The 26640-nt window shown below is 37.5% G+C and carries 23 protein-coding genes; 12 read left to right on the plus strand and 11 right to left on the minus strand.

Annotated elements, in window-relative coordinates:
* Positions 1-405: 405 nt before the first annotated feature.
* From H4J62_RS13430 to rpmH, 6 genes are all read right to left on the minus strand, one after another.
* Positions 406-849 carry a flavodoxin domain-containing protein gene (locus H4J62_RS13430; protein WP_182217499.1) on the minus strand — a complete coding sequence of 148 codons (444 nt, stop codon included), beginning with the start codon at positions 847-849 and terminating at the stop codon, positions 406-408.
* A gap of 39 nt (positions 850-888) precedes the next feature.
* Positions 889-2265, minus strand: a complete 1377-nt coding sequence (gene mnmE, locus H4J62_RS13435) for a tRNA uridine-5-carboxymethylaminomethyl(34) synthesis GTPase MnmE (RefSeq protein ID WP_070375300.1) — start codon at positions 2263-2265, stop codon at positions 889-891.
* Between the two features lie 101 nt (positions 2266-2366).
* Entirely contained in the window at positions 2367-4004 is a 1638-nt protein-coding gene (gene yidC, locus H4J62_RS13440; RefSeq protein WP_182217497.1) for a membrane protein insertase YidC, read from the minus strand.
* A 6-nt stretch (positions 4005-4010) separates the two neighbouring features.
* A complete protein-coding gene (gene yidD / locus H4J62_RS13445; protein ID WP_070375298.1) occupies positions 4011-4259 on the minus strand; it encodes a membrane protein insertion efficiency factor YidD in 249 nt (82 codons plus the stop codon).
* Entirely contained in the window at positions 4226-4582 is a 357-nt protein-coding gene (gene rnpA, locus H4J62_RS13450) for a ribonuclease P protein component (RefSeq protein ID WP_070375297.1), read from the minus strand. The genes yidD and rnpA overlap by 34 nt, the downstream gene beginning before the upstream one ends.
* A 40-nt stretch (positions 4583-4622) precedes the next feature.
* Positions 4623-4757: a 50S ribosomal protein L34 gene (gene rpmH, locus H4J62_RS13455; protein WP_070375296.1), complete on the minus strand. Its 135-nt coding sequence runs from the start codon at positions 4755-4757 to the stop codon at positions 4623-4625.
* Between the two features lie 475 nt (positions 4758-5232).
* On the opposite strand from rpmH, the gene dnaA reads away from it, so the two are divergent.
* From dnaA to glyS, 6 genes are all read left to right on the plus strand, one after another.
* Complete coding sequence (dnaA, locus tag H4J62_RS13460; RefSeq protein WP_070375295.1) at positions 5233-6588, plus strand: chromosomal replication initiator protein DnaA; 1356 nt, start codon at positions 5233-5235, stop codon at positions 6586-6588.
* Between the two features lie 42 nt (positions 6589-6630).
* Complete coding sequence (gene dnaN / locus H4J62_RS13465) at positions 6631-7734, plus strand: DNA polymerase III subunit beta (RefSeq protein WP_070375294.1); 1104 nt, start codon at positions 6631-6633, stop codon at positions 7732-7734.
* A complete protein-coding gene (gene recF / locus H4J62_RS13470) occupies positions 7734-8822 on the plus strand; it encodes a DNA replication/repair protein RecF (protein ID WP_070375293.1) in 1089 nt (362 codons plus the stop codon). The genes dnaN and recF overlap by 1 nt, the downstream gene beginning before the upstream one ends.
* Positions 8823-8832: 10 nt before the next feature.
* Positions 8833-11277, plus strand: coding sequence for a DNA topoisomerase (ATP-hydrolyzing) subunit B (gene gyrB / locus H4J62_RS13475; RefSeq protein WP_070375292.1), 2445 nt, complete (start codon positions 8833-8835; stop codon positions 11275-11277).
* A gap of 211 nt (positions 11278-11488) precedes the next feature.
* The gene (gene glyQ / locus H4J62_RS13480; RefSeq protein ID WP_070375291.1) at positions 11489-12412 is read left to right on the plus strand and encodes a glycine--tRNA ligase subunit alpha; all 924 of its coding nucleotides are present in this window, start codon (positions 11489-11491) and stop codon (positions 12410-12412) included.
* Positions 12412-14478, plus strand: a complete 2067-nt coding sequence (gene glyS, locus H4J62_RS13485; protein WP_182217494.1) for a glycine--tRNA ligase subunit beta — start codon at positions 12412-12414, stop codon at positions 14476-14478. Before glyQ ends, glyS begins: the two co-directional genes overlap by 1 nt.
* 60 nt (positions 14479-14538) lie before the next feature.
* Here the strand turns inward: glyS and tusA are convergent, their stop codons facing one another.
* Positions 14539-14799 (minus strand): sulfurtransferase TusA, encoded by a 261-nt coding sequence (gene tusA, locus H4J62_RS13490; RefSeq protein WP_182217492.1) that lies wholly within the window; start codon positions 14797-14799, stop codon positions 14539-14541.
* Between the two features lie 320 nt (positions 14800-15119).
* On the opposite strand from tusA, the gene H4J62_RS13495 reads away from it, so the two are divergent.
* The 5 genes from H4J62_RS13495 (at position 15120) to H4J62_RS13515 (ending at position 21018) form a co-directional block, all read left to right on the plus strand.
* Positions 15120-17039: a transglycosylase SLT domain-containing protein gene (locus H4J62_RS13495; RefSeq protein WP_182217491.1), complete on the plus strand. Its 1920-nt coding sequence runs from the start codon at positions 15120-15122 to the stop codon at positions 17037-17039.
* 56 nt (positions 17040-17095) lie between these two features.
* Positions 17096-18415, plus strand: coding sequence for a Xaa-Pro dipeptidase (pepQ, locus tag H4J62_RS13500; protein WP_070375279.1), 1320 nt, complete (start codon positions 17096-17098; stop codon positions 18413-18415).
* 32 nt (positions 18416-18447) lie between these two features.
* Positions 18448-19065, plus strand: coding sequence for a YigZ family protein (locus H4J62_RS13505; protein ID WP_182217489.1), 618 nt, complete (start codon positions 18448-18450; stop codon positions 19063-19065).
* A 34-nt stretch (positions 19066-19099) separates the two neighbouring features.
* Positions 19100-19459: a 5-carboxymethyl-2-hydroxymuconate Delta-isomerase gene (locus tag H4J62_RS13510; protein ID WP_182217487.1), complete on the plus strand. Its 360-nt coding sequence runs from the start codon at positions 19100-19102 to the stop codon at positions 19457-19459.
* A gap of 107 nt (positions 19460-19566) precedes the next feature.
* On the plus strand, positions 19567-21018 hold the full coding sequence (locus H4J62_RS13515) for a TrkH family potassium uptake protein (protein ID WP_070375276.1): 1452 nt from the start codon (positions 19567-19569) through the stop codon (positions 21016-21018).
* 82 nt (positions 21019-21100) lie between these two features.
* Here the strand turns inward: H4J62_RS13515 and trkA are convergent, their stop codons facing one another.
* Genes trkA through def form a run of 4 tightly spaced genes read right to left on the minus strand, consistent with a single transcriptional unit; the run spans position 21101 to position 25373 of the window.
* Positions 21101-22480 carry a Trk system potassium transporter TrkA gene (trkA, locus tag H4J62_RS13520; protein ID WP_070375275.1) on the minus strand — a complete coding sequence of 460 codons (1380 nt, stop codon included), beginning with the start codon at positions 22478-22480 and terminating at the stop codon, positions 21101-21103.
* A gap of 54 nt (positions 22481-22534) precedes the next feature.
* Positions 22535-23836 (minus strand): 16S rRNA (cytosine(967)-C(5))-methyltransferase RsmB, encoded by a 1302-nt coding sequence (gene rsmB, locus H4J62_RS13525; RefSeq protein ID WP_182217485.1) that lies wholly within the window; start codon positions 23834-23836, stop codon positions 22535-22537.
* A complete protein-coding gene (gene fmt, locus H4J62_RS13530; protein WP_182217484.1) occupies positions 23836-24828 on the minus strand; it encodes a methionyl-tRNA formyltransferase in 993 nt (330 codons plus the stop codon). The genes rsmB and fmt overlap by 1 nt, the downstream gene beginning before the upstream one ends.
* 35 nt (positions 24829-24863) lie before the next feature.
* Complete coding sequence (gene def, locus H4J62_RS13535) at positions 24864-25373, minus strand: peptide deformylase (protein WP_182217482.1); 510 nt, start codon at positions 25371-25373, stop codon at positions 24864-24866.
* 124 nt (positions 25374-25497) lie between these two features.
* Between def and H4J62_RS13540 the strand changes: the two genes are divergently transcribed.
* Positions 25498-26595, plus strand: a complete 1098-nt coding sequence (locus tag H4J62_RS13540; RefSeq protein WP_182217480.1) for a LysM peptidoglycan-binding domain-containing protein — start codon at positions 25498-25500, stop codon at positions 26593-26595.
* Positions 26596-26640: the final 45 nt, after the last annotated feature.

Consider the following 26640-nt stretch of genomic DNA (forward strand, 5'->3'; position numbering starts at 1 on the left):
ATTTTTATGAATAATTTGTTATTCAAAAATTAGGGAACGTATTTTAGCGCTTTTTTGCGATGAGGGGAATGATCAAATGACTAAAAAGATCTGAGTGTGATCCTTCTTATAATATATAAGATCTTTAAAGAGATCTTATTACTATTACTTATTAGTAAAGCCATTTTCTGTTGATAAGTCCTTTTTCCTTATAGATAACAGTTCATTAGTACGATCATAACACTGTGATCAAACTTTGATCAAAGGGTTTTAAACCTATGATCAAAATGGCTAGTTATCCACAAGCTAAATAAATTAGAATTCTATACACTGAATAATAATAAGAAATTAATAGCTTTTACCCAGACTTATCCACAGATGGTTATTGTAGGGGACAGTTTTGTTGATAACTTATGAGTAAGATCTTTATAAAAGATCTTTATTAGTTTCTAACCAACGTTGAGCAAGATCCTCTGGATCTATTTCTTCACTCATATCTAAGGTTTTGATCACGACTATTTCATTGCAACCCCTTGATAGTAATAACTTTTGAAAATCTTTAGCGGCTTTACAAAAGGTATCATAATTTGAATCACCCAAACCTATGATCATAAATTTAACTGGGGATAGATCTATAGTGCTATTTTTAAGATCTTCAACAAATTTTTGAATGTTGTCAGGAAAGTCTCCAGCACCATGAGTTGATGTACAAATTAGCCAAGTTTGATTATCGGCTATTATTTGTTCAAATTCGGGCTGCAAGTGAAGAGTTGTTTGGTGATTTAGTGCCAATAATGTCTCTTCACAGGCTTCAGCAACATACTCAGATCCACCTAACATACTGCCAACAATGATTTGAAATGAGCTCATTTTGTCCCTTTTTTCTTAAATTTAAAGTGGTATTTAGCGTTATTTTCCGATACAAAAAGACGAAAATATCTCTGTTAATAAGTCGTCATTGGTAAATTCACCGGTTATTTTATTGAGTTCTATCTGACATAAACGTAACTCTTCAGCAAGAATTTCTCCTGCGACATAAGATTCAAGCTGTTCTAAACCAATAATTAAATGATGGTGAGCTTGTTCTAATGCGGCCAAATGTCGTCTCCTTGCCATAAATCCTCCTTCAGTACTGCCCTGATAGCCCATAATACTTTTTAAATGGTCTTTGAGCTCTGCTATGCCATCACCATTTTTTGCCGATAAGGTTACCGTAGGAATATCATTAGTCGCCGATAAACCGGTCGCTATGCCCTTAATATCTGCTTTGTTTTTAATAATGCTTAAACCAATATTTTTGGGAAGTTTGGCAAAAAATTCTGGCCATAATTTCTGTGGATCATCATTATTATCATCACAAGCATCGACCATAAGAAGCACTCTATCTGCTTGATTTATTTCCTGCCAAGCGCGTTCAATACCAATTTGCTCTACTTGATCGTTACTTTCACGTAGGCCGGCCGTATCAATAATATGCAGTGGCATACCATCGATGTGTATCTGCTCTGTAAGGACATCTCGTGTTGTTCCTGCTATATCTGTGACAATAGCTGCTTCACGTCCACTTAATGCATTTAACAAGCTTGATTTACCGGCATTAGGTCGTCCAGCGATAACTACGCGCATTCCTTCACGAATAATACTGCCCTGATGGGCTTGGCTTTGAACCTTTTCTACCTGACTTATGATTTTTTTCAGATCGCCAACAACCTTTTCATCAGCAAGAAAGTCTATTTCTTCTTCAGGAAAATCAATTGCGGCTTCAACATACATTCTTAAATGAATAGTACTTTCGACAAGTTGATTAACAAGCTTAGAAAAATCACCCTGTAGTGAATGTAATGCACAACGAGCCGCTTGCTCTGAACTCGAGTTGATTAAATCAGCGATGGCCTCAGCTTGTGTTAAATCTAATTTGTCATTAATAAATGCCTGCTCACTAAATTCACCGGGTTTTGCCATACGTACTTTAGGTAGTGCTAAAATTTCTTTTAACAGCATATCTAAAATCACGGGTCCACCATGTCCTTGCAATTCAAGGACATCTTCACCAGTAAACGAGTGGGGCGCTTTAAAATATAAAGCAATGCCTTGATCGAGCGTTTGCTGGTTAGCATCGTTAAAGGGTAAATACTCAGCTTTTCTAATTTCAGGTATCTTGCCCAAAATAGCCTGAGCAACACTCTTAACTTCAGGTCCAGATATTCTGATAATACCAACGCCACCTCTACCAGGTGCAGTAGCTTGTGCGGCAATGGTTTCTTTTTGATATAAAATTTCGGTCATAATCATTTCCTAGATAATAGCTTAGCTATTATAAACATTTTTCACTGGAAATAAAAAAGGCGACCTAATAGGCCGCCTTTAATAATTTTACGCTGTAGAAATTAATCTTTAGCTTTGGCTAGTTTAGCTTTTTCAATACCACTGAAAATAATTTTCATTTGAGCAATTGAAATCATGTTACTGACAAACCAGTAAAGTACTAAACCTGATGGGAACCAAGCCATAAATACAGAGAATGCGACTGGCATGTATTGCATTATTTTCTGTTGCATCGGATCTTGTATCGTCATCGGTTGCATTTTTTGCATAACGAACATACTTACACCCATAAATACCGGTAATATAAAGTAAGGGTCCATAGTAGAAAGATCTTCTATCCAGAAAAAGAACGGTGCATGTCGTAGTTCAACACTTTCTAAAAATACCCAATACAATGCTAAGAATATTGGCATTTGAATGATCATTGGTAAACAACCACCGGCTGGGTTCACTTTTTCTTTTTTGTACATTTCCATGGTAGCTTGTGACATTTTCTGACGGTCATCACCAAAGCGTTCTTTTAACTGTGCCATTTTAGGCGCAAGTTCACGCATCTTAGCCATTGAGGTGTATTGTGCTTTTGTTAATGGATACATAGCACCCTTAACGACTAAGGTAATTACAATAATCGCAATACCCCAGTTAGTAACTAAAGACTGAATTTGAAGTAATAACCAAAATAGTGGCTTACTGATCATGAATAAAAAGCCGTAATCTATAGTTAACCCTAAGTTTGGCGCTATCTCATCAAGCTTATATTGATCCTTAGGACCAACATAAAAAATAGCTGAGGTTGTCGCTTGGCTATTTGGTTGAATAGTCACTGATGGTGACTTAAACCCAATAACTGCTTCATTGTTAGCAGAATAACTTGAATAAATATTGTTATCGGCAGTTAGACTCGGTACCCATGCGGAAACAAAATAATGTTCAAGCATTGCAACCCATCCACCAGCAGTAGCTACATTTAATCTTTTTTCTTCAATGTCACCAAAATCGTATTTTTCATAGCGATCTTCAGTTGTCGAATAGGCTGCACCACGATACGTAGGCATTAATGAACTGCCACTTTCTACTAAAGTAGACTGTTTTAGTTGTCCGTACATTTGAACGGTAGCAGCGGTAGTTGCTGTGTTGTTTATAATATATTCAACATTTACGCTGTAGTCTGATTTTGTAAATGTAAAACGCTTTGTTACGTTTAAGCCATTTTCAGCAGTATATTGTAAATCAACGATTAATGGATCATCGCCTTCTAATTGGTAGTTTTTGCTACTCGTTTGGTAAATAGGACGTCCGGACACTTTATCTATGCCTTGCGCGCCTATTAAACCACTTTGTGCGATGTATTTTCGGTTACCGTTTTGCAAAACGGTAAAAGGAATATCGTTTCCTTGTTCGGTATTAAATTTGACTAATTTCGCATCAATGATATCACCACCGCTAGTCGCAATTTTTACTATTAACACGTCAGTATTAATTGTAATGACTTGTTCTTTTGCTTTAGTAGGCCCTGACATTGGCATTGCTGAGCTTGATGATTCAGGAACAAAATCTCCATTGCCGGTAGCAATTTGATCAGATGTTTGAGTCATTGTTGTTTGAGCTACTACGGGTGCATTATCTTTTTGGTATTCAGTGAATAGCAAATAAGTAACAACCATAAGCGCAATAAAAAGAAAACTGCGTTGAGATTCCATAATTTATTATTTCTCTTCTTTTGATGGTGGCACGGGATCTAATCCACCCGCGTTTAATGGGTGGCATTTTAGTATACGTTTGGCTGCTAACCAACAACCTTTTATCACACCGAAGCGATTTATCGCTTCAACAGCATAAAAAGAGCAAGTTGGATGGAATCGGCAGTTATTACCCAGTAGTGGACTAAGCCAGCGCTGGTAAGCTTTTACAAGAGCTATGGCTAGCTGTTGTGCCGCTGAATTATCTTTCGCCATATTTTTTCTAATTGTTTTCTTATTTCGGCATTTTCTAACTGATCAGTACCAGACTTTACCATTACAACCATATCGATGTTAGGTAAGTCGTGCTGATTGAGTCGAAAGCTTTCTCTGATTTGACGTTTAATACGATTTCGCTGAACAGCTAATTTAACGCGTTTTTTAGCAATAGCTAAGCCTAAACGATTACGTTCATCAATATTTGGACTAACAAGAATGGTTATGTGGCTAGAGCCGAAACGAAGAGGTTTAGAAAATACAGATTGAAAGTGACCGGGAGTCAACAAGCGTGACTCCCGATTAAATTCATAATTAACCATGATGGTTAAAATATCTCTTAATTAAAGATTAAAGAAGAGATTATGCGCTAAGGCTTTTACGGCCTTTCGCACGACGACGTGAAATTACTGCACGACCGTTTTTTGTAGCCATACGTGCACGGAAACCGTGGTTGCGTTTACGCTTTAATACACTAGGTTGAAATGTTCTTTTCATTACGCTCATCCGTCTGTTGTTGTTGCCCTGGCAAACAGCCGTATTGAGCACACTGGTTCTAAAAAAAGAGGCCGAATTTTATAGTTTGTAGCAGGTGTTGTCAATGCTTATAGTAATCTATTTTAAAAAGATCCTAATAGATCTTTAGGTTAATTATTTATATCCACAGTTTTATAACATTTGATCAAATAATTTCCATAATAATATAAGCAATTGCCACTAATAGCTAAATAATATGTAAACGATATTTTAGCAGTAAATTAGTCTAAGAAGACCGTTTTAATTGCTTATGTGTGGTTTTTTTTATTTATTTTCTCTAAAAGGGCAACTATTTAAAAGTCAATATTGATGTTGTGGATAACTATGGTGATAATAGACACATTACAAAATACCATATTTACCGACTTTTGTTTTATTTGTCATATTAGTTAAAAGATGATTTAACAAAAGATAGCGTAATTTCAGGAGCATTTGGTTGGATCATTCACTTTGGCAGCGATGCCTTTCAGTTCTACAAGAAGAATTGCCTGCACAGCAATTTAGTATGTGGATACGTCCATTACAGTGTGTTGTTGCCGATAATATCATGACTTTATATGCGCCTAATCGTTTTGTGCTTGATTGGGTTCGAGATAAGTATGTAAGTCGTATAAATGAATTGGTCACTTTGCAAGAAAGTACAAATCCTCCTTTACTCAGGTTTGATGTTGGCAGTATTCCAAACCAAAGTAGCTCTCAGAATATTATTAATACTATTCCTCAACTTGTTACCTCGAATAAAAAACGAGAAGAGCCACAAAGTAATTTACCTAAAACGACTAATGTTAGAGTTAAATATACCTTTGACAATTTCGTTGAAGGTAAGTCTAACCAATTAGCACGTGCTGCCGCTTCTCAAGTTGCTGATAATCCTGGTTCTGCTTATAACCCTTTATTTATTTATGGCGGTACAGGGTTAGGTAAAACCCATTTATTACACGCTGTTGGTAATGGTATTTTACTGAATAAACCTAATGCAAAGATCGCCTATATGCACTCTGAACGTTTTGTTCAAGATATGGTGCGTGCGTTACAAAATAATGCGATGGAAAAATTTAAGCATTACTACCGTAGTGTCGATGCATTACTGATAGATGATATTCAATTCTTTGCCGGTAAAGATCGTACCCAAGAAGAATTTTTTCACACTTTTAATGCCTTACTTGAAGGCAATCAACAAATTATTTTAACTAGTGACCGTTATCCTAAAGAAGTCGATGTTGAAGACAGACTTAAATCTCGCTTCGGTTGGGGATTAACGATAGCAATAGAACCACCCGAACTAGAAACACGTGTCGCCATTCTTAAGCGTAAAGCACAAGAAAGTCATATTAATTTGGCTGATGAAGTTGCGTTTTTTATAGCTAAGCGTTTACGTTCTAATGTTCGTGAATTAGAAGGCGCATTGAATCGCGTTATTGCTAATGCTAATTTTACCGGCCGGCCAATTACTATTGATTTTGTCCGCGAAGCATTACGAGATTTGCTTGCCTTACAAGACAAGTTAGTTACTATCGATAATATCCAACGAACTGTTGCAGAATATTATAAAATTAAAGTGGCCGATCTACTTTCAAAACGTAGAAATAGATCTGTTGCTAGACCTAGACAAATTGCAATGGCATTATCTAAAGAGTTAACTAATCATAGTTTACCTGAGATAGGTGATGCCTACGGTGGGCGAGATCATACGACTGTTCTCCATGCATGTCGAAAAGTTAAAGCGTTACGCGAAGAGTCGCATGACATTAAGGAAGATTATTCTAATTTAACTAGAACACTTTCGTCATAGCTTTCGTTATAATAATAAGTACATAAAAAGATAGGTAGATAAATGAAGTTTTCATTAAATAGGGAATTATTACTGAAACCACTTTTATTGGTTTCTGGTGCCGTAGAACGTAAAAGTACATTACCTATCCTTGGTAATATTCTTTTAGATATAAGTGGGCAGTCACTTACGTTAACAGCCACTGATTTAGAACTTGAAATGGTATCTAGTACGCAAATAGATAACCAAGGTGAGGATGGAAAAATTACTATTCCCGCCCGCAAGCTTCTCGATATCTGTAAAAGTTTACCCGAAGATTCAATGTTATCTTTTGAATCGAATAATGAAGCAATCATTATCAGTACCGGTAGAAGTAAATATTCTTTAGCAACGCTACCTGCTGCTGACTTTCCTAATATAGAAGAGTGGAAAGGTGATGTTGAATTTCAAATATTTAAATCTGACTTGCTTCGATTAATAGAAAGTACTCATTTTTCTATGGCAAATCAAGATGTTAGGTACTACCTTAACGGTATGTCTATAGAGACAGAAGGTAACGAAATTCGCTCTGTAGCTACTGACGGTCACCGTTTAGCGATATGTAAAATTTCGTCTAATGAATTAACACTGCCGTCTAGACAAGTTATTGTGCCTCGTAAAGGTATCTTAGAAATTATTCGTTTACTTGACCCAGTCGAAGAAAACGTTCAAGTCTTTTTAGGCTCAAATCATATTCGTATTATTGATAGTGGCTTTTCATTTACCAGTAAATTAGTTGATGGTCGTTTTCCTGACTATCGTCGTGTTTTACCACGCAATGGTGATAAAGTACTCAACACCAGTAAAGAAAATTTACGACAACTATTATCCCGCGCTTCGATATTATCTAATGATAAGTTTAAAGGTGTCCGTCTTAATTTTTCTAAACACGAATTAAAAATTACCGCTAATAATCCTGAACAAGAACAAGCAGAAGAAATATTAGAAATTGATTTTCCTTACGAGGAAGTTGAAATAGGTTTCAACGTAAATTATGTTCTAGATGTTCTAAACGCAATAAAAGAGCCTGAGGTTAAATTTACTTTAGCCGATGCAAATAGTAGTGTAGTTATCGAAGGTGCTGAAAGTAACGAAGCTATTTATGTTGTTATGCCAATGCGACTTTAATGAGTATAGAAAAACTTACCGCTTATGATTTTAGAAATTTAGCAGCAGATACCATTGAATTAAACGATAATATAAATTTTATTATCGGTGATAACGGCAGTGGTAAAAGCAGTTTACTTGAAGCTATTTTTTACTTGGGTCATGGTAAGTCTTTTAGAACGTCGCAAGTTGAAAATTTAGTCACTCACAATAAAAGTAAATTCATTGTTAGTGCTAAAGACGATAAAGGATTACAGTTAGGTGTTGCCAAAGATTTTGCTACCGGCTTAACAGAAATTAAAATTGCTGGTGAAAAGCATAGACAGCTTTCTCAATTAGCAATAAATATTGCGGTACAAGTTATTACACCAGAAAGTTTTAAATTATTTTTTGGTGGACCGAAACAAAGAAGACGTTTCATTGATTTAGGATTGTTTCACGTGAAACATTCATTTTCAGATTGTTGGAAAGAATTTTCAAGAATACTAAAACAAAGAAATGCTTGTTTACGTAATAGGTCTGATGTTGATACCTTAGATTATTGGAGCCAAGTATTCTGCGAGGCATCGGTAAGGGTTGCAAAATTACGTGACGAATATATTAAGGAGCTTTCTTTAGAGCTTCAACCTTGGTTAGAGTTGATGTTGCCTAGTTTAGCTGAAGGTATATCGATATCTTATAGCCAAGGTTGGAATAGCAAAAAAACATTGAGTGATGTGTTATTACAAAATAGAGAGAGAGAAAAAAAAGCAGGCTTTAGTTTATACGGTGCACAAAAGTTTGATGTGAAATTTTTAACGGGTAATGTGGTGATCGACAATCAGTTATCACGTGGCCAACAAAAGTTGTTTTTACTGGCGTTAACTTTTGCGCAAGCTAAGTTAATAGAAAAAGTTAAGCGAGTAAAACCAATTTTATTAATTGACGATGTTGGTGCGGAACTAGATTTAAATTCTAGAACCTTATTAAACAACGCGATAAATAAATTAGACTGCCAAGTTATCATCACGGCAATTGATAAAATCGCAGTAGAACCCTTGGTTCCTACTGATAATAATTATAAGATGTTTCACGTGAAACATGGACAAATCTCAGCAATAGGTAAATAGGCTATACGCTATGACAGTAGAAAATGAATACGGCTCAGACAGTATCAAAGTTCTAAAAGGACTTGATGCTGTACGTAAAAGACCAGGAATGTACATTGGTGACACGGATGATGGCAGTGGCTTGCATCATATGGTATTTGAAGTTTTAGATAATTCTATCGATGAAGCCTTAGCAGGTCATTGTACTGAAATTGTTGTTAAAATACACATAGACGGCTCTGTATCGGTTAGAGATGATGGTCGTGGTATTCCAACTGACATTCACCCTGAAGAAGGTATTTCTGCTGCTGAAGTTATCATGACAGTACTTCATGCTGGTGGTAAATTCGGTGGTGAAGACTCTGGCTATAAAGTTTCAGGTGGTCTTCATGGTGTTGGTATTTCTGTAGTAAATGCTTTAAGTAGTAAGCTAAAACTGAATATTCGCCGAGCAGGTAAATTATTTGAGCAGATATATCACGAAGGTGTTGCTGAAGCTCCTTTAGCTGAAGTTGGTGTTAGTGATAAAACAGGTACTGAAGTACGTTTTTGGCCAAGTGAAAATACCTTCACAGATATTTTATTTCACTATGACTTATTAGTTAAACGTATCCGTGAGTTATCTTTCTTAAACTCTGGTATTTCAATTCGTTTAATTGATGAACGTGAAAAAGGCAAAGAAGACCATTTTAAATTTGATGGTGGTATTCAAGCTTTCGTCGATTACCTTAATACCAATAAAACACCCGTCAATGAAGAAATATTCTATTTTGATTTAGCGCGTGAAGACGGCATTATTGTTGAAGTTGCTATGCAATGGAATGATGGTTTCCAAGAAAGTATTCATTGTTTTACTAACAATATTCCTCAACGTGATGGTGGTACTCACTTAAGCGGTTTCCGTACTGCTTTAACACGTACACTAAATAGTTACATGGTTAAAGAAGGCCTTAATAAAACGAAGAAAGGTGGTAGCACAGAAACAAGTGCTTCGGGTGATGACGCTCGTGAAGGATTAACCGCGGTAATATCGGTTAAAGTTCCTGATCCTAAGTTCTCATCGCAGACCAAAGATAAATTGGTATCTTCAGAAGTAAAAACAGCTGTTGAACAAGCGATGGGCGAAAAACTTGGTGAATACCTTTTAGAAAAACCTTCTGTTGCTCGTACTATTATCATGAAGATTGTTGATGCAGCTAGAGCGCGAGAAGCTGCTCGTAAAGCCCGTGAAATGACGCGCCGTAAAGGTGCATTAGATATTGCTGGCTTACCGGGTAAATTAGCTGATTGTCAGGAAAAAGATCCTGCTCTTTCTGAACTATATATTGTCGAAGGAGACTCTGCTGGCGGCTCTGCCAAGCAGGGGCGAAATCGTAGAAACCAAGCAATATTACCGTTGAAAGGTAAAATTCTTAACGTTGAGAAAGCACGTTTTGATAAAATGATTTCATCACAAGAAGTTGGAACATTAATCACCGCCTTAGGTTGTGGTATTGGTCGTGATGAATATAATCCAGAAAAACTTCGTTATCACAGTATCATCATTATGACCGATGCCGATGTCGATGGTTCTCACATACGTACATTATTACTGACGTTTTTCTATCGTCAAATGCCAGAAATAATGGAACGTGGTCATATCTTTATTGCTCAACCACCACTTTATAAAGTGAAAAAAGGTAAGCAAGAGCGTTACATTAAAGATGATGACGGTTTAACAGAGTACTTAACAACGTTAGCTCTAGATAGTGCCGAGATTTATGTTAATGAATCAGCACCAGCTATTTCAGGCTTAGCTTTAGAACAGTTAGTGAAACAGTATCGTAAAACGCATGACATTATTAAGCGTGTTTCACGTCAAATACCTGCTGATATATTAGAAAAAATGATCTACAGCAGAGAAATTGTTAAAACTGATTTTCATGATAAAGCGTTAGTAGAAGCATGGGTTGGTGACTTAGTCGCACAATTAGACGAACAAGATGGTAATGGTTCTATCTATTCTGCAGATATTAAGCATGACCAAGAAAGAAATATCTACTATCCAAGTTTTAACGTTCGCCAACATGGTATTGATCATATTTATGATTGTGGTTATGAATTCATTCATTCAAAAGAATTTGAAACTATTTTTGGTTTAAATACTGCTATCAATGGTCTCATTGAAGAAGGTGGTTATGTTAAACGTGGTGAAAAAATTAAAACGGTTACTACCTTTGAAGACGCACTAACATGGTTAATGGCTGAATCAAAACGTGGTCAGTATATACAACGTTATAAAGGATTGGGTGAAATGAACCCAAGCCAGTTATGGGAAACCACCATGGATCCTGAAACTCGTCGTATGTTACAAGTTACCATTGAAGATGCTATTGCCGCGGATTTATTGTTCACTACATTAATGGGTGATCATGTTGAACCACGTAGAAACTTCATTGAAGCGAATGCGTTAAATGTAGCTAACTTAGATATATAGTTAAGCGCGTTATTTTAAAATTATAAATGCCCGGACATCAAATCTGGGCATTTTAACATTCTGCAATACGGTAATAGCTAAAGTAAATTGATTACTGAGTAAAAACTCAAAGTTTGTTAACTTGTTACTAGGTTAATAATAATGCAATCGGTATACTTAATATCATTAGCCGTTATCGGTAAAACTCACACGAATAATGAATCGGAAAATTATGAGTACGTTCAATATAAAAACATTTCAAGGATTAATCTTTCAGTTGCAAGACTACTGGTCACGCCAAGGTTGTGTCATCGTACAACCGCTTGATCTTGAAGTAGGCGCTGGTACTTTTCACCCAATGACATTTTTACGTTCTATTGGTCCTGAGCCAATGAGCAGTGCTTATGTTCAACCTTGTCGCCGTCCAACTGATGGCCGTTATGGTGAAAACCCTAATCGTTTACAACATTACTATCAATTCCAAGTCATGTTAAAACCTTCGCCGAAAAATATTCAAGAATTATACTTAAATTCTTTAAAAGAACTGGGCATTGATCCTTTAGTTCATGATATCCGCTTTGTTGAAGACAACTGGGAATCACCAACGCTAGGCGCGTGGGGATTAGGATGGGAGATTTGGTTAAACGGTATGGAAGTATCACAATTTACTTACTTCCAACAAGTAGGTGGCTTAGAGTGTACGCCAGTCACAGGTGAGATAACCTATGGCTTAGAACGCTTAGCCATGTATATCCAAAATGTTGATAGTATCTATGACCTAGTATGGGCTGATGGTCCTATGGGTACTGTACTTTATGGTGATGTTTTTCATCAAAATGAGGTTGAGCAGTCAACGTATAATTTTGAACATGCAGATGTCGATGCTTTGTTTAATACTTTTGATCAATGTGAAAAAGATAGCCAGAAGTTAATTGCAGCAGGTTTAGCATTACCCGCTTACGAGCAAGTTATGAAAGCCTCACACGCCTTTAACCTATTAGACGCTCGTCACGCTATTTCAGTGACCGAACGCCAACGTTATATACTAAGAGTCAGAACATTATCAAAAGCTTGTGCACAGGCTTATTACGATAAGCGTGAAGAATTAGGTTTTCCTCTTTGTAAAAATAATAATACTGCTGGTGGGAAATCATAATGAACACAGAAACACTACTAATAGAGCTAGGTACTGAAGAATTACCACCGAAGTCATTAAAAAATCTTGCCGTTACATTTTATCAGCAAATAAAAGATCAACTAGATAGCGCAGGTTTAACTTACGAAGATATTCAATGGTTTGCTACACCACGTCGTTTAGCGGTAAAGGTCAGTCAGTTAGTTGAAAAACAGGCCGATAAAGAAATTGAAAAACGGGGTCCAGCCATTGATGTAGCATTTGATGCTGAAGGAAATCCTAGCAAAGCCGCGCAAGGTTGGGCACGTTCCAATGGTATTAGTGTTGAAGAAGCTCAGCGCTTAAAGACTGACAAAGGTGAATGGTTATTACATCGTGCGACACAAACAGGAAAAACCATAGCAGAGTTAATTCCTGCTATGGTCAATATTGCGGTAAGTAAACTACCTGTTCCTAAACCTATGCGTTGGGGCAGTACTCGTACTCAATTTATTCGCCCAGTCCATACCTTGACCATAATGTTTGGCGCAGAAATCATTGCCGGTGAAACTTTAGAAGTAAGTTCAAGTAATGTTGTCACGGGACATCGTTTTCATCATGAAGGTTTCGTTACTTTAGCGCATGCAAATGAATACGAAGACAAATTAACGTCGGCATTCGTTCAAGTTAATTACCAAGAGCGCCAAGCATTAATTTTGTCAGAAATTAATAAAGCCGCTCAGCAATTAGATGGTGTTGCATTAATTGACGATGAGTTATTGGAAGAAGTTACTGGTTTAGTTGAATGGCCGGTAATATTAATTGGTAGTTTTGACAAAGCCTTTTTAGATGTTCCCGCTGAACCACTTATTTATTCAATGAAAGATCACCAAAAATACTTTCCGGTAAATGATAAAAATGGTCAGTTATTAAATAAGTTTATTTTTGTAACCAACATTGAAAGTAAAGACCCTATTCAAGTGATTAAGGGCAATGAAAAAGTCATTCGTCCACGCTTGGCAGATGCGGAGTTTTTCTTTAAAACGGATAAGAGCAAAACGTTAGCGTCACGTTTAGAAAGTTTATCATCGGTATTATTTCAGAAACAGTTAGGAACATTAAAAGAGAAATCTGAACGTATTGCTTCATTAAGCGCAGTTATTGCCGGACAAATAGGCGAGAACACGGAACAAGCAAAACGAGCAGGTTTACTCAGTAAAACTGATTTGATGTCTGATATGGTTTTAGAGTTTCCTCAAGTACAAGGTACTATGGGTAAATATTACGCTGAGAATGATGGCGAAGCACCTGAAGTTGCTCAAGCCTTAGAAGATCAATATAGACCTCGCTATGCTGGTGATGCCTTACCTGAAGGTAATATTGGTTGTGCAGTCGCTATTGCAGATAAAATTGACAGCTTAGTGGGTATTTTTGGTATTAACCAAGCTCCTAAAGGTGATAAAGACCCTTTTGCGTTACGTCGTGCGGCAATTGGTTTGATTCGAATTATCATCGAGAAAAAATTACCATTAGATATCAATACCTTAATTGAAGAGAGTGTTAGTTTATACGGTGAAAAACTTTCAAATGAAAACGTTAATGTCCAAGTTGTTGATTTTGTTTTGGGTAGATTTAGAGCCTATTACCAAGAGCAAGGTATATCAGTTGACGTTATTCAAGCAGTATTAGCCAATGCGCCAACTGAACCTTTAGACTTTGAAAAACGTATTAAAGCGGTAAGTCACTTTAAATCATTGGAACAAGCCGCAACACTAGCTGCCGCTAATAAACGTGTTGGTAATATTTTAGCTAAATTTAGCGGTGAACTTTACCCAACGTTTAAAGCTGATTTAGCCACTGAAACACAAGAAAAAGCGTTAGCTGAAGCATTTAATGAAGTGAAAGCTACGATTGCACCGATGATGTTGGCAAAAGATTACCAGGCGGCATTAACAGAGCTTGCTTGTTTAAAAGCACCGATAGACAACTTTTTTGATAATGTTATGGTGATGGCTGACGATGAAGCGATAAAAACTAATCGTTTAACGCTATTAAATGAAATTAGGAATAGTTTCTTTGCCATTGCTGATGTTGCACTTTTACAATAGGTAAGCGTTAGTCGTATCGACACTTACTTATTAGTGCTGAATATTTAAAAAGGGAAAGTGTTAAGCTTTCCCTTTTTTGATCAAATAAAGGAAAGGTTTTTCATGAGTTTGTTCGGCGATAAGTTCATGATCCATAAAACGACAAAAACTGGGTATATCTCTAGTTGTGGAAGGGTCGTCTGCCGTTATTAATAAAGTTTCTTGAGCGGAAATTTTTCGAATCGATTTCCTTACCATCATGACGGGCTCTGGGCAACGTAACCCAACAGCATCTAATAAATGGTCGGGATTTTTGAAAACATCTTCAGGGTTATTATTCATGGTGATATACAAAGGAGATAATTAATAAGGCAATGTTAGCAAAAAAAATGAAAGCAGGGTATCAAGACTAAATTTTATTTATAAAAACTAAATTATCATTACCTTGTAACGACTTTAAAAGCTAATTTATTGATGATAAGTATCAAGCATTACAGAATGCTAATTTCACTTGCTTTGTTGGGCTATGCATGAAAAATTAAGGGTAACTGCTAACTAGTCTGTTAAGGGTAGAGTTACAGATGTAAACAGAAATATATTTAGGTAGAACGGGTCAATTAACGGCCAAGGGAAGTAAATTTTCTTATAATTAAGGTAACGCTATGTTTCGTTTAACATCGTCAGTGTTAATAATATTCTCACTTTTCCTCTCAAGTACAATTAGTGCAACAACATCAATAAGTCAAACCAGTATTCGTGATGCATTTCAAGAAGCAGAAAAGTACGTCTGGCAACCCAATTCATTGCATTATCAAACCTTGTATCAGCAGTTACACTATTACCCATTGCAGCCTTACTTAGATCAGCAACGATTAATGCATGGTATGAATATGTCATATACAGGTGAAATTAGTCAGTTCCTTGAAACATATCGCGGATCACCACTCGACTGGCCACTGCGTAAAAAATGGCTGAACTATTTAGCTAAACAAGACAACGCATTATTATTTCAGGACTTCTTTAAGCCGACCTCTGATGTGGAATTAACCTGTCAGTATTATCGTTATCAATTACAATCAGGCGTGGCGGAGTCAAAAATTTTACCTGAAGTCACTAAACTATGGGTGGTAGGAAAGTCTCAGCCGAAAGTGTGTGATCCACTTTTTACGCTTTGGCAAAAAGCAGGTTATAGAACCGATGAACGTATATGGCAACGTATAGCTCTGGCTGCAGATGGAGGTAAACACACCTTAATCCCTTATTTGACTCAACTACTACCAAAAAAAGATCAGTATTTAGGCAGCTTATGGCATAAAGTGCGACGTGATCCTGCCTACATTAGCAATATGAAACGCTTTCCACAGAAATCTGTTAAAGAAGCCTCTATTGCCGCTTATGGTTTAAAACGTTTAATTTGGCGTGACTCTGAAAAAGCGTTAAAGACATATAGTAAGGCTATCGAAGTATTACCTTTTTCAGAAGCACAACAACAGCAAATTGTTTTAAAATTCGCTATTGCGTTAGCCAGTAAAAACCATAAAAGCTCAGCGACATGGCTAGCTAAAGTGGATGAGAAACTGCAGTCGACAAACATTGTGCAATGGAGAATGGCTGATCTACTTAGAGCTCAAGATTGGCCAGCGATTAAAGCTGATTTAAGGGCACTACCTGAAACATTACACCAGAAAAATCAATGGCGCTACTGGTATGGACGTAGCCTACTTGAAACTGGAGAAACAGCACTAGGGCATGAAGTATTAAGTGAACTAGCGAATAAACGTCATTACTATGGGTTCCTTGCCGCAAGTGCTATAAAGCAAAGTGTTAACCTACAAAATTATCCATTAGCGATTACTGATGCTGAAAAAGTCGACTTATTGAAAAACCCAGCAGCAAAGCGGGCTTTTGAATTCTTCCATATTGGACGTTTTCATCAAGCTCGGCTTGAATGGAATTATTGGTTATCGCAGTTAAGTGATCGAGAAAAATTGGCCGCATCAAGAATAGCTTATGAAGCACAGTGGTTTGATCGCGCCATTTTTACCTTATCTAAAGTGGGTTATTTGAATGATGTTGATTTACGTTTTCCATTAGCATTTGCTGATGAAATAACGCATTCATCCGGAATTTACAAAATAAACCCTGCCTGGGCATTTGCAATAGCGCGCAGAGAGAGCTCATTTATGGCCGATGCTAACTCACCCGCAGGCGCAAAGGGGTTAATGCAAGTTATGCCCGCAACAGCTAAACATTTACAGAAGCGTCAAGTGACTAACAAGCGTTTAATGAATGCGAAAGACAATATAAAGCTAGGTACAAAGTATTTAAAGCGTTTACTTGACCGACATGATGGTAATCAAGTGCTTGCTACAGCAGCTTATAATGCCGGTCCGTATCGTGTTCGGAGTTGGTTAAAAGGCTTGGAGCCTATGCCAGCCGATATTTGGATAGAGACGATTCCTTATAAAGAAACACGTGAGTATGTGAAAAGTGTTATGGCATATCAAGAAATATATCAAATAAAAGTAGGGCAGGATGTATCACTCTTTGATCAGATATTTACGATGAGTATTGCTCAGTAAATTCAAACGTTAGAAGAGTATGATATGATATTGGAAAATTTTCAGAGGCGCGATCAATGATCAAATTAGCAACACTTTACCCAGCCCATATTAGCGAACTTCAGCAACGGTCGAAGTCTGTTTTAAAACGTGAGAATCTACAAGGTTTAGTGATTCATTCTGGTCAAGAAATTAAAGTATTTCTCGATGATTATGGTTACCCCTTTAAAGTGAATCCTCATTTTAAAGCTTGGTTACCATTAGTGAATATTCCCAATTGCTGGTTGATTATTAATGGTGAAGATAAACCAACACTTATCTATTACCAACCTGTTGATTTTTGGCATAAAATTACACCTTTAGCTAATGACTATTGGAATGATTTTTTTGATGTTAAAGTGCTGACCAAAGCGACTGATGTTGAGAAATTGCTACCCTATGATAAAACCGATTTTGCCTACATAGGCGAACATATCGAAGTAGCAAAAGCGCTAGGATTTAAAAATATAAACCCTGAGCCTTTACTCAATTACATACATTATCATCGCGCTTATAAAACGCAATATGAACAAGAGTGTTTACGTAAGTCGAACGCGATTGCTGTTACTGGTCATAAAGCGGCAAAAAGCGCTTTCTTGCAAGGCTCGTCAGAGTTTGATATTCAGCAAGCCTATTTAAAAGCAACCAATCATACCGGTGACGAAACACCTTATGGCAATATTGTTGCACTGAACACGAATACCTCAATTTTACATTACACCGCTTTAGACCGTGGTGTACCGCAAGCACATCGTTCATTTTTAATTGATGCAGGCGCAAGCTTTAATGGTTATGCCTCTGATATAACACGTACTTATTCATTTAAACGAGATAAGTTTGCTGAATTGATTGCCCGCATGAACAAATTGATGCTCAATGCTGTTGATGGCTTAAAACCCGGGAAAAGCTATGTCGATTTACATATTGAAACCTATCGTGATATTGGTAATGTCTTACATGAATTCGGCTTTATTAATGTTGATGTTGATACAGCAGTTGAAACGGGTATTATTTCAACCTTCTTTCCGCATGGTTTAGGTCATCATTTAGGCTTACAAACTCATGATGTTGGCGGCTTTATGGCCGATGAACGCGGTACTCATGCTAATACACCAGAACAACATCCTTTTTTACGTACTTCACGTATTATTGAAAGTAATCAAGTATTTACCATTGAACCAGGCTTATATTTTATTGAATCATTATTGGCCGATCTTAAAGCTTCAAAAAATGGCAAAATGATAAATTGGGAAAAAATAGAGGCTATGCGTCCATTTGGTGGCATTCGTATTGAAGATAATATTATTGTTCATCAATTGCATAACGAAAATATGACCCGTGAATTAGAGTTGAAATAACCCTTAAGACTATATTTACGACTTTATATTTTATGAACAAACCTTACAAAGTAGCGGCTAACAGTATTGTTGATGAAACAATCGTTAGCCGTAGTCGTTTTATTTGTTTTATTTCCCCATGTACAAGCCACGAAGATGCTAAAGAACTATTAATTAAGTGTCGAAAATTACATCCTCAAGCAAGCCATCATTGCTATGCATTTCTCACAGGAAAACCAGATGATAGCCAAGGTTATGGCTCTTCTGATGATGGTGAACCTTCGGGTACAGCAGGACGACCGATGTTAGCTGTTTTACAAGGAGGTGATGTTGGTGAGTTATGTGCAATAGTTGTTCGTTATTTTGGCGGTACTAAGCTCGGTACGGGTGGGTTACAACGGGCTTATGGTGGCAGTGTTCGTCAAGCATTATTGTTAGTAGAAACAAGTACAAAAGTTCCTATGGTAGAAAAGCAATTAACGTGCGATTACGGACAGATAAACGATGTCTTGTATTTTGTTGAACAAGCTAAGGGTGAAATTATTCAACAAGACTTTGCCGCTCAAGTAGAATTAATTATAGCGTTACCTGAAGAACAACTAACAAAAGTTAAGCAACAATTACAAACGCTTTCTGCCGGGTTATTAACCCTTAGGTCTACTGACCCGTAATATAAGATAATATCAGATAAAAAAGGATACCTTCATGCCACATTGTATTATCGAATATTCACAAGAACTGGCTCAAGAACTAGATATGAAAGAAATTATGTCTGCCGTTTTTGCAGGAGCAGTTAAGTCTTTATTATTTTCTCCGACTGATATTAAAGTAAGAGCAACACCCTTTACATATTTTACTGTGGGAAATGAAAGTCAAACTAGCAATAATCAACAAAGGTTTATTCATGTTTGTTGCAAAATCCTGTCAGGTCGCAATTTAGAACAAAGGCAAGAGCTATCTAAACTCGTGTTAAGTCATCTAAATTCCTTTGCTATTAAATCAATTTCAATTAGCGTCGAAATAGTCGATATGGAACGTGAATCTTATAATAAACGTGTCAGCTGAATAAATTAAAGACGAAATAGGTGATTTAAAGTCGCAGTGTTTATCTTTATGCTTTATCATCAAAAAACATGTGGTCGATGACTTTACTGAATAATAAAAATTAACTCGTGCAAATAAAAAATATCATTCGAATTCTTGGCTTACTGGTTGCTCTGTTGAGTGTAACCATGTTACCGCCTGCTTTAATTGCACTATTATACCGTGATGGTGGTGGTGTCTCCTTTCTGACTGCATTTCTGTTTTGCTTATTTGCAGGTTTACTTGCTTGGTATCCGTTTAAAAATGAAAAAAGTGACTTGCGCGCACGTGAAGGCTTTTTAATTGTTGTTTTATTCTGGGTAGTACTGGCGAGTTTCTCTGCGGTGCCGCTTTTGCTCTTAGACAAGCCTAATTTATCTGTTGCAGATGCTTTTTTTGAATCATTTTCTGGCTTAACAACAACTGGGGCGACCATCTTAAAAGAGATTGATGGTTTACCGCATGCAGTACTTTGGTATCGCCAGCAATTACAGTGGCTTGGCGGTATGGGTATTATAGTTTTAGCGGTTGCCGTTTTACCTATGTTAGGTATTGGTGGTATGCAGCTTTACCGTGCTGAAACACCGGGGCCGGTTAAAGATTCAAAAATGACGCCGCGCATTGCCGATACAGCAAAACATTTATGGTATATATATTTATTTTTAACTATTGCCTGTGCGATTAGCTATTGGGGAGCAGGCATGTCTATCTTTGATGCTATTTGTCATGCTTTCTCAACAATTGCTATAGGGGGTTACTCTACACATACCGACAGTATCGGCTATTTTAATAGCCCCGCGATAAATTTTGTTTGTGTGTTTTTCTTGCTGATCGCAGGGGTAAATTTTGCGCTGCATTTTGCTGTATTGCACAGTCGCTCCTTAAAAAATTACTTCTTCGATCCAGAATTTAAAGTCTTTATTGCTATCCAATTTGTCTTAACACTCATTTGTTTAATTGTGCTGTTAGCAACAGGCACTTACGAAGATGGTTTTGAAGCATTCGACCAAGCCTTATTCCAGTCAGTCTCTATTAGTACCACCGCCGGCTTTGCAACAACCAGCTTTGCCGATTGGCCGACATTACTGCCAATACTCTTAATTTTTGCTAGTTTTATTGGTGGCTGTGCGGGGAGTACAGGTGGCGGAATGAAAGTTGTACGAGTGGTACTTTTATATCTACAAGGCTTACGAGAATTAAACCGTTTAGTACATCCTAAAGCCGTTTTTACGATAAAATTAGGTCGTAAAGCTTTACCTGATCGTGTTGTTGAAGCGATATGGGGCTTTTTCTCAGCTTATGCTGCGGTATTTATTATTTGTATGTTGTTACTGCTTGCCACAGGTATGGACGACATTACGGCTTTTACAGCAGTGGCTGCTTGTCTGAATAACTTAGGTCCAGGCTTAGGTGCTGTAGCCGCAAATTTTGCAGAGATCACCGATTTCAGTAAATGGGTATTAATTGTTGCTATGCTCTTTGGGCGATTAGAAATATTTACTTTATTAGTACTCTTTACTCCAGGTTTCTGGCGCTCTTAGATGTAGGGTATAGTGTAATAATAGAAATAAAAAACCCCAGATAAATCTGGGGTTTTTTATGTCTCGATATTCATTTTTTATCTTAATAAAATGTTAGCGCGTCAACATGGAAAAGTTTCTCTACATCATAAATATAACGTTTATTGACTAAGAAAAGAATAACATGATCTTCTGACATTATCTTAGTGTCAGAGTGAGCAATTAACACTTCATCCTGTCTAACAATGGCGCCAATGGTGGTCCCCGGCGGCAACTTTATTGCTTGGATGGTTTTGCCGACTACTTTTGAAGATTTTTCATCACCTTTAGCAATAATTTCAATCGCTTCTGCAGCACCACCACGTAAGCTATATACGTTATCAATACTACCACGGCGTACATGTGTCAATAATGCCGAGATAGTAGCGTGTTGCGGTGATACGGCAATATCGATATCGCTGCCATGTACTAAATCTATATAAGCACTTCGCTGAATTAGCACCATCGCTTTACGTACACCTAAGCGTTTTGCTAACAAAGATGACATGATATTTGCTTCATCGTCGTTGGTGACCGCAATAAACACATCGAATTGATCAATATGTTCTTCGAGTAACAGTTCTTGGTCGGAAGAATCACCAATAAAAACTAAGGTATCATTGAGCTCAGAGGCTAAGTATTCCGCACGCTTTGGTGAACGTTCAATAAGTTTAACTTGATGATTTTTTTCTAAGATTTTAGCTAAGCCGGCGCCTATATTACCACCGCCAGCGATCATAATTCTTTTATATGAGGCTTCAAGTTTTTGCAGTTCATTCATTACCGCACGAATATGGATAGTGGCAGCAATAAAAAACACTTCATCATCTGCTTCAATAACGGTAGTACCCAGCGGACGGATAGGTTTTCCGTTACGATAAATAGCCGCTACTCGTGTGTCAACATTAGGAATATGCTCGCGCAAAGTTGACAGGGCATGACCAACCAATAACCCCCCGTAATAAGCTTTTACGGCAACTAAACTGACTTTTCCTTGGGCAAACTCTAAGACTTGTAGTGCGCCAGGGTAATCAATTAAACGCGCAATATCACGAGTAACTAATTGTTCTGGAGCAATAACATGGTCTACGGGTATGTTTTTTGATTGAAAGAGTTCTTTTTGGTAGCGCAATATTTGTGATGAACGAATTCGGGCTATTTTATTTGCGGTGTTAAATAAAGTATAACAAATTTGGCAGGCGAGCATATTCGTTGCATCATCACTACTTACCGCGATAACCAACTCGGCATCCTCTGCACCCGCTTGCTTTAATACATCAGGGTGACAGCCATTACCAATAACAACTTGCAAGTCCATTTTATCTTGTAATTCATGCAAGGTTTCTGCATTGGTATCAATGAGCGTAATATCGTTACGCTCACCAACAAGATTTTCAGCTAATGTTCCGCCCACTTGCCCTGCGCCAATTATTATTATTTTCATAAGTTAACTTTCATTTTTAGTCTTTAAGCGGCAAGGTTGAAAGATCATCAGAGCCTATATTGTTTTTTCTAATTTAGCGTAATAAAAACCGTCCATTGATTGCTCATTTGGCAAAATTTGCCAGCCTATGTCGGTTTTTTCATTTGTTATTGGTACTAATTTAGCATTGTTATTCTCAGATAAGAACTCTTCTATCTGTTGAATATTTTCTTCGGGTAAAATACTACAGGTTGCATAAAGCAAAATACCGCCAGGTTTAAGTAAAGACCAAATGTTTTTTAATATTTGTTGCTGCAATATTGCCAGTTTTTCAATGTCTTCTGCTTTTCTCAACCATTTTATATCGGGGTGGCGACGAATTACACCGGTAGCCGAGCAGGGGGCGTCGAGTAAAATACGGTCGAAAAGTTGTCCATCCCACCATTCTTGTGAAGCAGCATCAGCAGTAATTACCTCGGCTGATAAGTTAAGGCGCGATAAGTTTTCTTCTACTCTTAATAAACGACTTTCTTCAATATCAATGGCCGTCATTTTTGCTAAGTCAGGGGTTAATTCTAGAATGTGGCAAGTTTTACCGCCTGGGGCAGCACAACAATCAAGTACAAAGTCACCCGCTTGAGTATCGAGTAATATCGCGGCTTGTTGAGCCGCACCATCTTGAACTGAGATCCAACCATCAATAAAGCCAGGAAGCTTATTAACATCTACAGCAGCAATGAGTTTAATCGCTGATGATTTATCGTCAACGAGTGCTACAGGGATTTCTGCTTGCTCGAGTAAAGCTAAATATTCAGTCACATTATGGTGGCGTTGATTGACTCTTAACCACATCGGCGGTCGCTCTAAATTAGCATTAAGAATTTCTTGCCATTGATCAGGGTAAGCGTTTTGTACCTTTTTGATAAACCAGCTTGGGTGTGAATATTTTATTGGATCAGGTAACTTCGCTGCGATTTCTGCTGCATCGTCTTTGGCTAGGTTACGTTGAACATTACGTAAGACACCATTAATTAAACCTCTTAAAAAGTCGCACTTTAAAGGTTTTGTTGCTGCTACTGTTTCACTTACCGCCGCGTGGTCAGGAATACGCGTATGCTTTACTTGATATATGCCCACTAGAATAAGAAAGTGGCCAACCCGTTGTTTACCTTTTAATGGCTTATCCATTAGCTGGCGTAAGTCATATTCAAGTGCCGGTAAATACCGTAAAACGCCGTAACAAAGTTCTTGTAAAAGTCCTTTATCTTTCCCTTCTACTTTTGCTTGAGCTTTGGGTAACTCATCGCTAAGGCTTCTGCCTTTATCAACAACAGCAAAACAACACCTTGCCGCTAGGGCTCTAATATTAGTCGCCATTATTGTTCACTCATGTTGTTTGCAGTTAAATTATTAATATGGCTTTTTTCAGCAAACCATAGTGCTTTTCCGTTTAAAATATCACGCGCTGGCATTGGCTTTTTACCGGGTAATTGCAATGACTCTAAGCACAGTGAACCTGAAGTTGTAGCAACAGTAACCCCGTTTTTATTTGCCGAAATTATTGTGCCAGGCAGGCAACCATGAGCCTCATCAGTATAGCTGGCTTGCCAAATCCGAATACGATGTTCGATATTTTTTTCATCAGTAAAGGTAAATTGTGCAACTGGCCATGGCATATAAGCACGAACTTTACGATGAAGTTCTACAGCGGGTAATTGCCAATCTAATTCTGCTTCATCTTTATCAAGTTTGGCCGCATAGTTAGCTAAATTATTATCTTGAGGCTCGGCGCTATGCTTGTTCTCAGCCATTAAATCAAGCGTGCTTAGTAAAGCAATAGGGCCGATATCGGCTAATTTTTCATAGAGTGTGGCGCTAGTATCTTGTTGAGTAATTTCACAGGTTGCTTTAGCTATCATGTCTCCAGTATCTAAACCTTTGTCCATCTGCATAATCGTCACACCTGTTTCTTTATCACCGGCCTCTAATGAACGTTGAATAGGTGCGGCGCCACGCCATTTTGGCAATATCGAGCCATGTACATTTACACAGCCTAAACGCGGAGCTTCTAAAATAACCATTGGCAATAATAAGCCGTAAGCGACAACAACCATAATATCAGCATTATAACTGGCTAGCTTTTCTTGATCGCCAGCGTCTTTAAAATTAACTGGTTGCTCAACAACAATACCATGCGATAAAGCGAGTTCTTTGGTAGCACAAGCGGTTAGCTTTTTACCACGTCCAGCACGTTTATCGGGTGGACAGTAAACCGCGACCACTTCATGATGAGAGTTAATTAGCGCCGCCAGATGTTGTGCAGCAAAGTCTGGCGTGCCAGCAAAAATAATTTTAAGAGCTTTTGACAAAGTTTTATTCCGAATTATATTAATAAAAACAATAATTAATTGTTGGCTAAACGAGCTTCTTTTTCTAGTTTTGCTTTTATCCGCTGGCGTTTTAATGGTGATAGATAATCAACAAATAACTTACCATCTAAATGATCTAATTCATGCTGTATACAAACTGCGAGTAACTCAGTTGCATTTAAGGTAAATGCTTGTCCTTCACGATCGAGCGCTTTCACGGTAACTTCTGTGTAGCGGTCAACTTTTGCGTAACAACCGGGCACAGATAAACAACCTTCTTCATTGATTTCGGTTGTATCACTATGGCTAATTATTTCTGGGTTAATCAAGACATAAGACTCGTCTTCGTCTTCTGAAACATTAATGACGACAATACGTTGATGGATATTGACCTGGGTGGCAGCTAAACCAACACCGTTCTCTTCTCGCATGGTCTCAAACATGTCATCAATTATTTGTTGTACATCACTGTTAATATCTTCTACAGGTAACGCTTTAGTGCGCAAGCGTTCGTCAGGAAATCTAAGTACGTTTAAAATAGTCATAAATATTCAAATAATTCGCGAAATATCGCATTGAGTGTTATGTTTCAATTTTAGCTATTAAATATAATTAATAATAGTGGTTTAGGCTAAAAGCTTAATATATCTGTTTAATAGGCGAACTATCATGCTAATACGTAGTTTTTTGTTAATACTCTGCTTGTCTTTTTCAGTATTGGTTACTGCTGATGAGTTAACATTAAATAAAAATGCCCCAAAATCTTACTTTGTTAAAAAGGGGGATACTTTGTGGGATATTTCAGCAATATTTCTCAAGCAGCCTTGGCTCTGGCCAAAGTTGTGGCGATTGAATCCTGATATTGATAATCCTCATTTAATTTATCCTGGTGACGAGCTTCGTTTAGTTTTTGACGAAAAAGGGCAACCAATGTTAGTGCGAGGAAAGCCTGAACTTAAATGGTCGCCCCGAGCACGAGTTAAATTAAAAGATCAATCTGCTATTTCAAGTTTATCCTTGGACGTGATTGCGCCTTATATTAATTACAGTAGCATTTTATCTGAAGATGACATTGCAAAGCTCCCTTATATACTAGGGAGTGATGAAGGTTATAACTCTAGTATTGACGGCTTTAATCTCTATGTAAACGGCGAATTAGAGTTAGGCAAAGGTTATGGTATATATCAGAAAGAAAAGCCTATTTATGACCCTGAAACACAAGAACTTTTAGGCTACAACATTAGTGTTGTAGGTACCGGAAAAGTCTTACGCACCGGTGATATTGACAATAAAGTGCCTGCTACCTTGTATGTCGATGGCGTTAAAGAAGAAATTCGTTCCGGTGATTTCATTCTGCCCGTCAATGAAAACCAACAATACCCGTCATTTTTTAGTCTAAAGCCAGCGACTAAGTCGTTACGTGGACTAATTATCAACAGTATGAGTGGGTTAAGTGAATTTGGAAAACTCGACGTCGTAATGATTAATCGTGGCGCCGAACATGCCGTTGAGCAAGGAGATATTGTTTCGGTAAAACGAATCAGCCCAGGTGTTGTTGAAACAAGTAACGGCCCAACGTATAGCAAAGATGCTTCACGGTGGAATCGTATGGCAAATGTTGAGAGCTCTGATTATAAAATGCCAGAAGAGGTTGTTGGCGAAATGATGATTTTTAAAGTGTATCAGCAAGTGAGTTTAGCGCTCGTTATGCGTTCAAGTAAACCGCTTCGATTACAAGATATTATTACTTCACCCGTGGAAAACTAACCAACAGGCAATTCATCTTAATTTACAAGTAAAACCGCTGTACTT

Source organism: Colwellia sp. BRX8-5, from assembly GCF_014077325.1.
Taxonomy (GTDB): domain Bacteria; phylum Pseudomonadota; class Gammaproteobacteria; order Enterobacterales; family Alteromonadaceae; genus Colwellia_A.

Bases quoted from the DNA above. Each gene is read 5' to 3' on its own strand.
- H4J62_RS13540 (WP_182217480.1), top strand. From the start codon at position 25,498: ATGCTAATACGTAGTTTTTTGTTAATACTCTGCTTGTCTTTTTCAGTA.
- mnmE (WP_070375300.1), bottom strand. From the start codon at position 2,265: ATGACCGAAATTTTATATCAAAAAGAAACCATTGCCGCACAAGCTACT.
- H4J62_RS13430 (WP_182217499.1), bottom strand. From the start codon at position 849: ATGAGCTCATTTCAAATCATTGTTGGCAGTATGTTAGGTGGATCTGAG.
- def (WP_182217482.1), bottom strand. From the start codon at position 25,373: ATGACTATTTTAAACGTACTTAGATTTCCTGACGAACGCTTGCGCACT.
- pepQ (WP_070375279.1), top strand. From the start codon at position 17,096: ATGATCAAATTAGCAACACTTTACCCAGCCCATATTAGCGAACTTCAG.
- rnpA (WP_070375297.1), bottom strand. From the start codon at position 4,582: ATGGTTAATTATGAATTTAATCGGGAGTCACGCTTGTTGACTCCCGGT.
- gyrB (WP_070375292.1), top strand. From the start codon at position 8,833: ATGACAGTAGAAAATGAATACGGCTCAGACAGTATCAAAGTTCTAAAA.
- H4J62_RS13495 (WP_182217491.1), top strand. From the start codon at position 15,120: ATGTTTCGTTTAACATCGTCAGTGTTAATAATATTCTCACTTTTCCTC.
- tusA (WP_182217492.1), bottom strand. From the start codon at position 14,799: ATGAATAATAACCCTGAAGATGTTTTCAAAAATCCCGACCATTTATTA.
- H4J62_RS13510 (WP_182217487.1), top strand. From the start codon at position 19,100: ATGCCACATTGTATTATCGAATATTCACAAGAACTGGCTCAAGAACTA.
- yidD (WP_070375298.1), bottom strand. From the start codon at position 4,259: ATGGCGAAAGATAATTCAGCGGCACAACAGCTAGCCATAGCTCTTGTA.
- H4J62_RS13505 (WP_182217489.1), top strand. From the start codon at position 18,448: ATGAACAAACCTTACAAAGTAGCGGCTAACAGTATTGTTGATGAAACA.
- glyS (WP_182217494.1), top strand. From the start codon at position 12,412: ATGAACACAGAAACACTACTAATAGAGCTAGGTACTGAAGAATTACCA.
- dnaN (WP_070375294.1), top strand. From the start codon at position 6,631: ATGAAGTTTTCATTAAATAGGGAATTATTACTGAAACCACTTTTATTG.
- rpmH (WP_070375296.1), bottom strand. From the start codon at position 4,757: ATGAAAAGAACATTTCAACCTAGTGTATTAAAGCGTAAACGCAACCAC.
- recF (WP_070375293.1), top strand. From the start codon at position 7,734: ATGAGTATAGAAAAACTTACCGCTTATGATTTTAGAAATTTAGCAGCA.
- yidC (WP_182217497.1), bottom strand. From the start codon at position 4,004: ATGGAATCTCAACGCAGTTTTCTTTTTATTGCGCTTATGGTTGTTACT.
- rsmB (WP_182217485.1), bottom strand. From the start codon at position 23,836: ATGGCGACTAATATTAGAGCCCTAGCGGCAAGGTGTTGTTTTGCTGTT.
- trkA (WP_070375275.1), bottom strand. From the start codon at position 22,480: ATGAAAATAATAATAATTGGCGCAGGGCAAGTGGGCGGAACATTAGCT.
- glyQ (WP_070375291.1), top strand. From the start codon at position 11,489: ATGAGTACGTTCAATATAAAAACATTTCAAGGATTAATCTTTCAGTTG.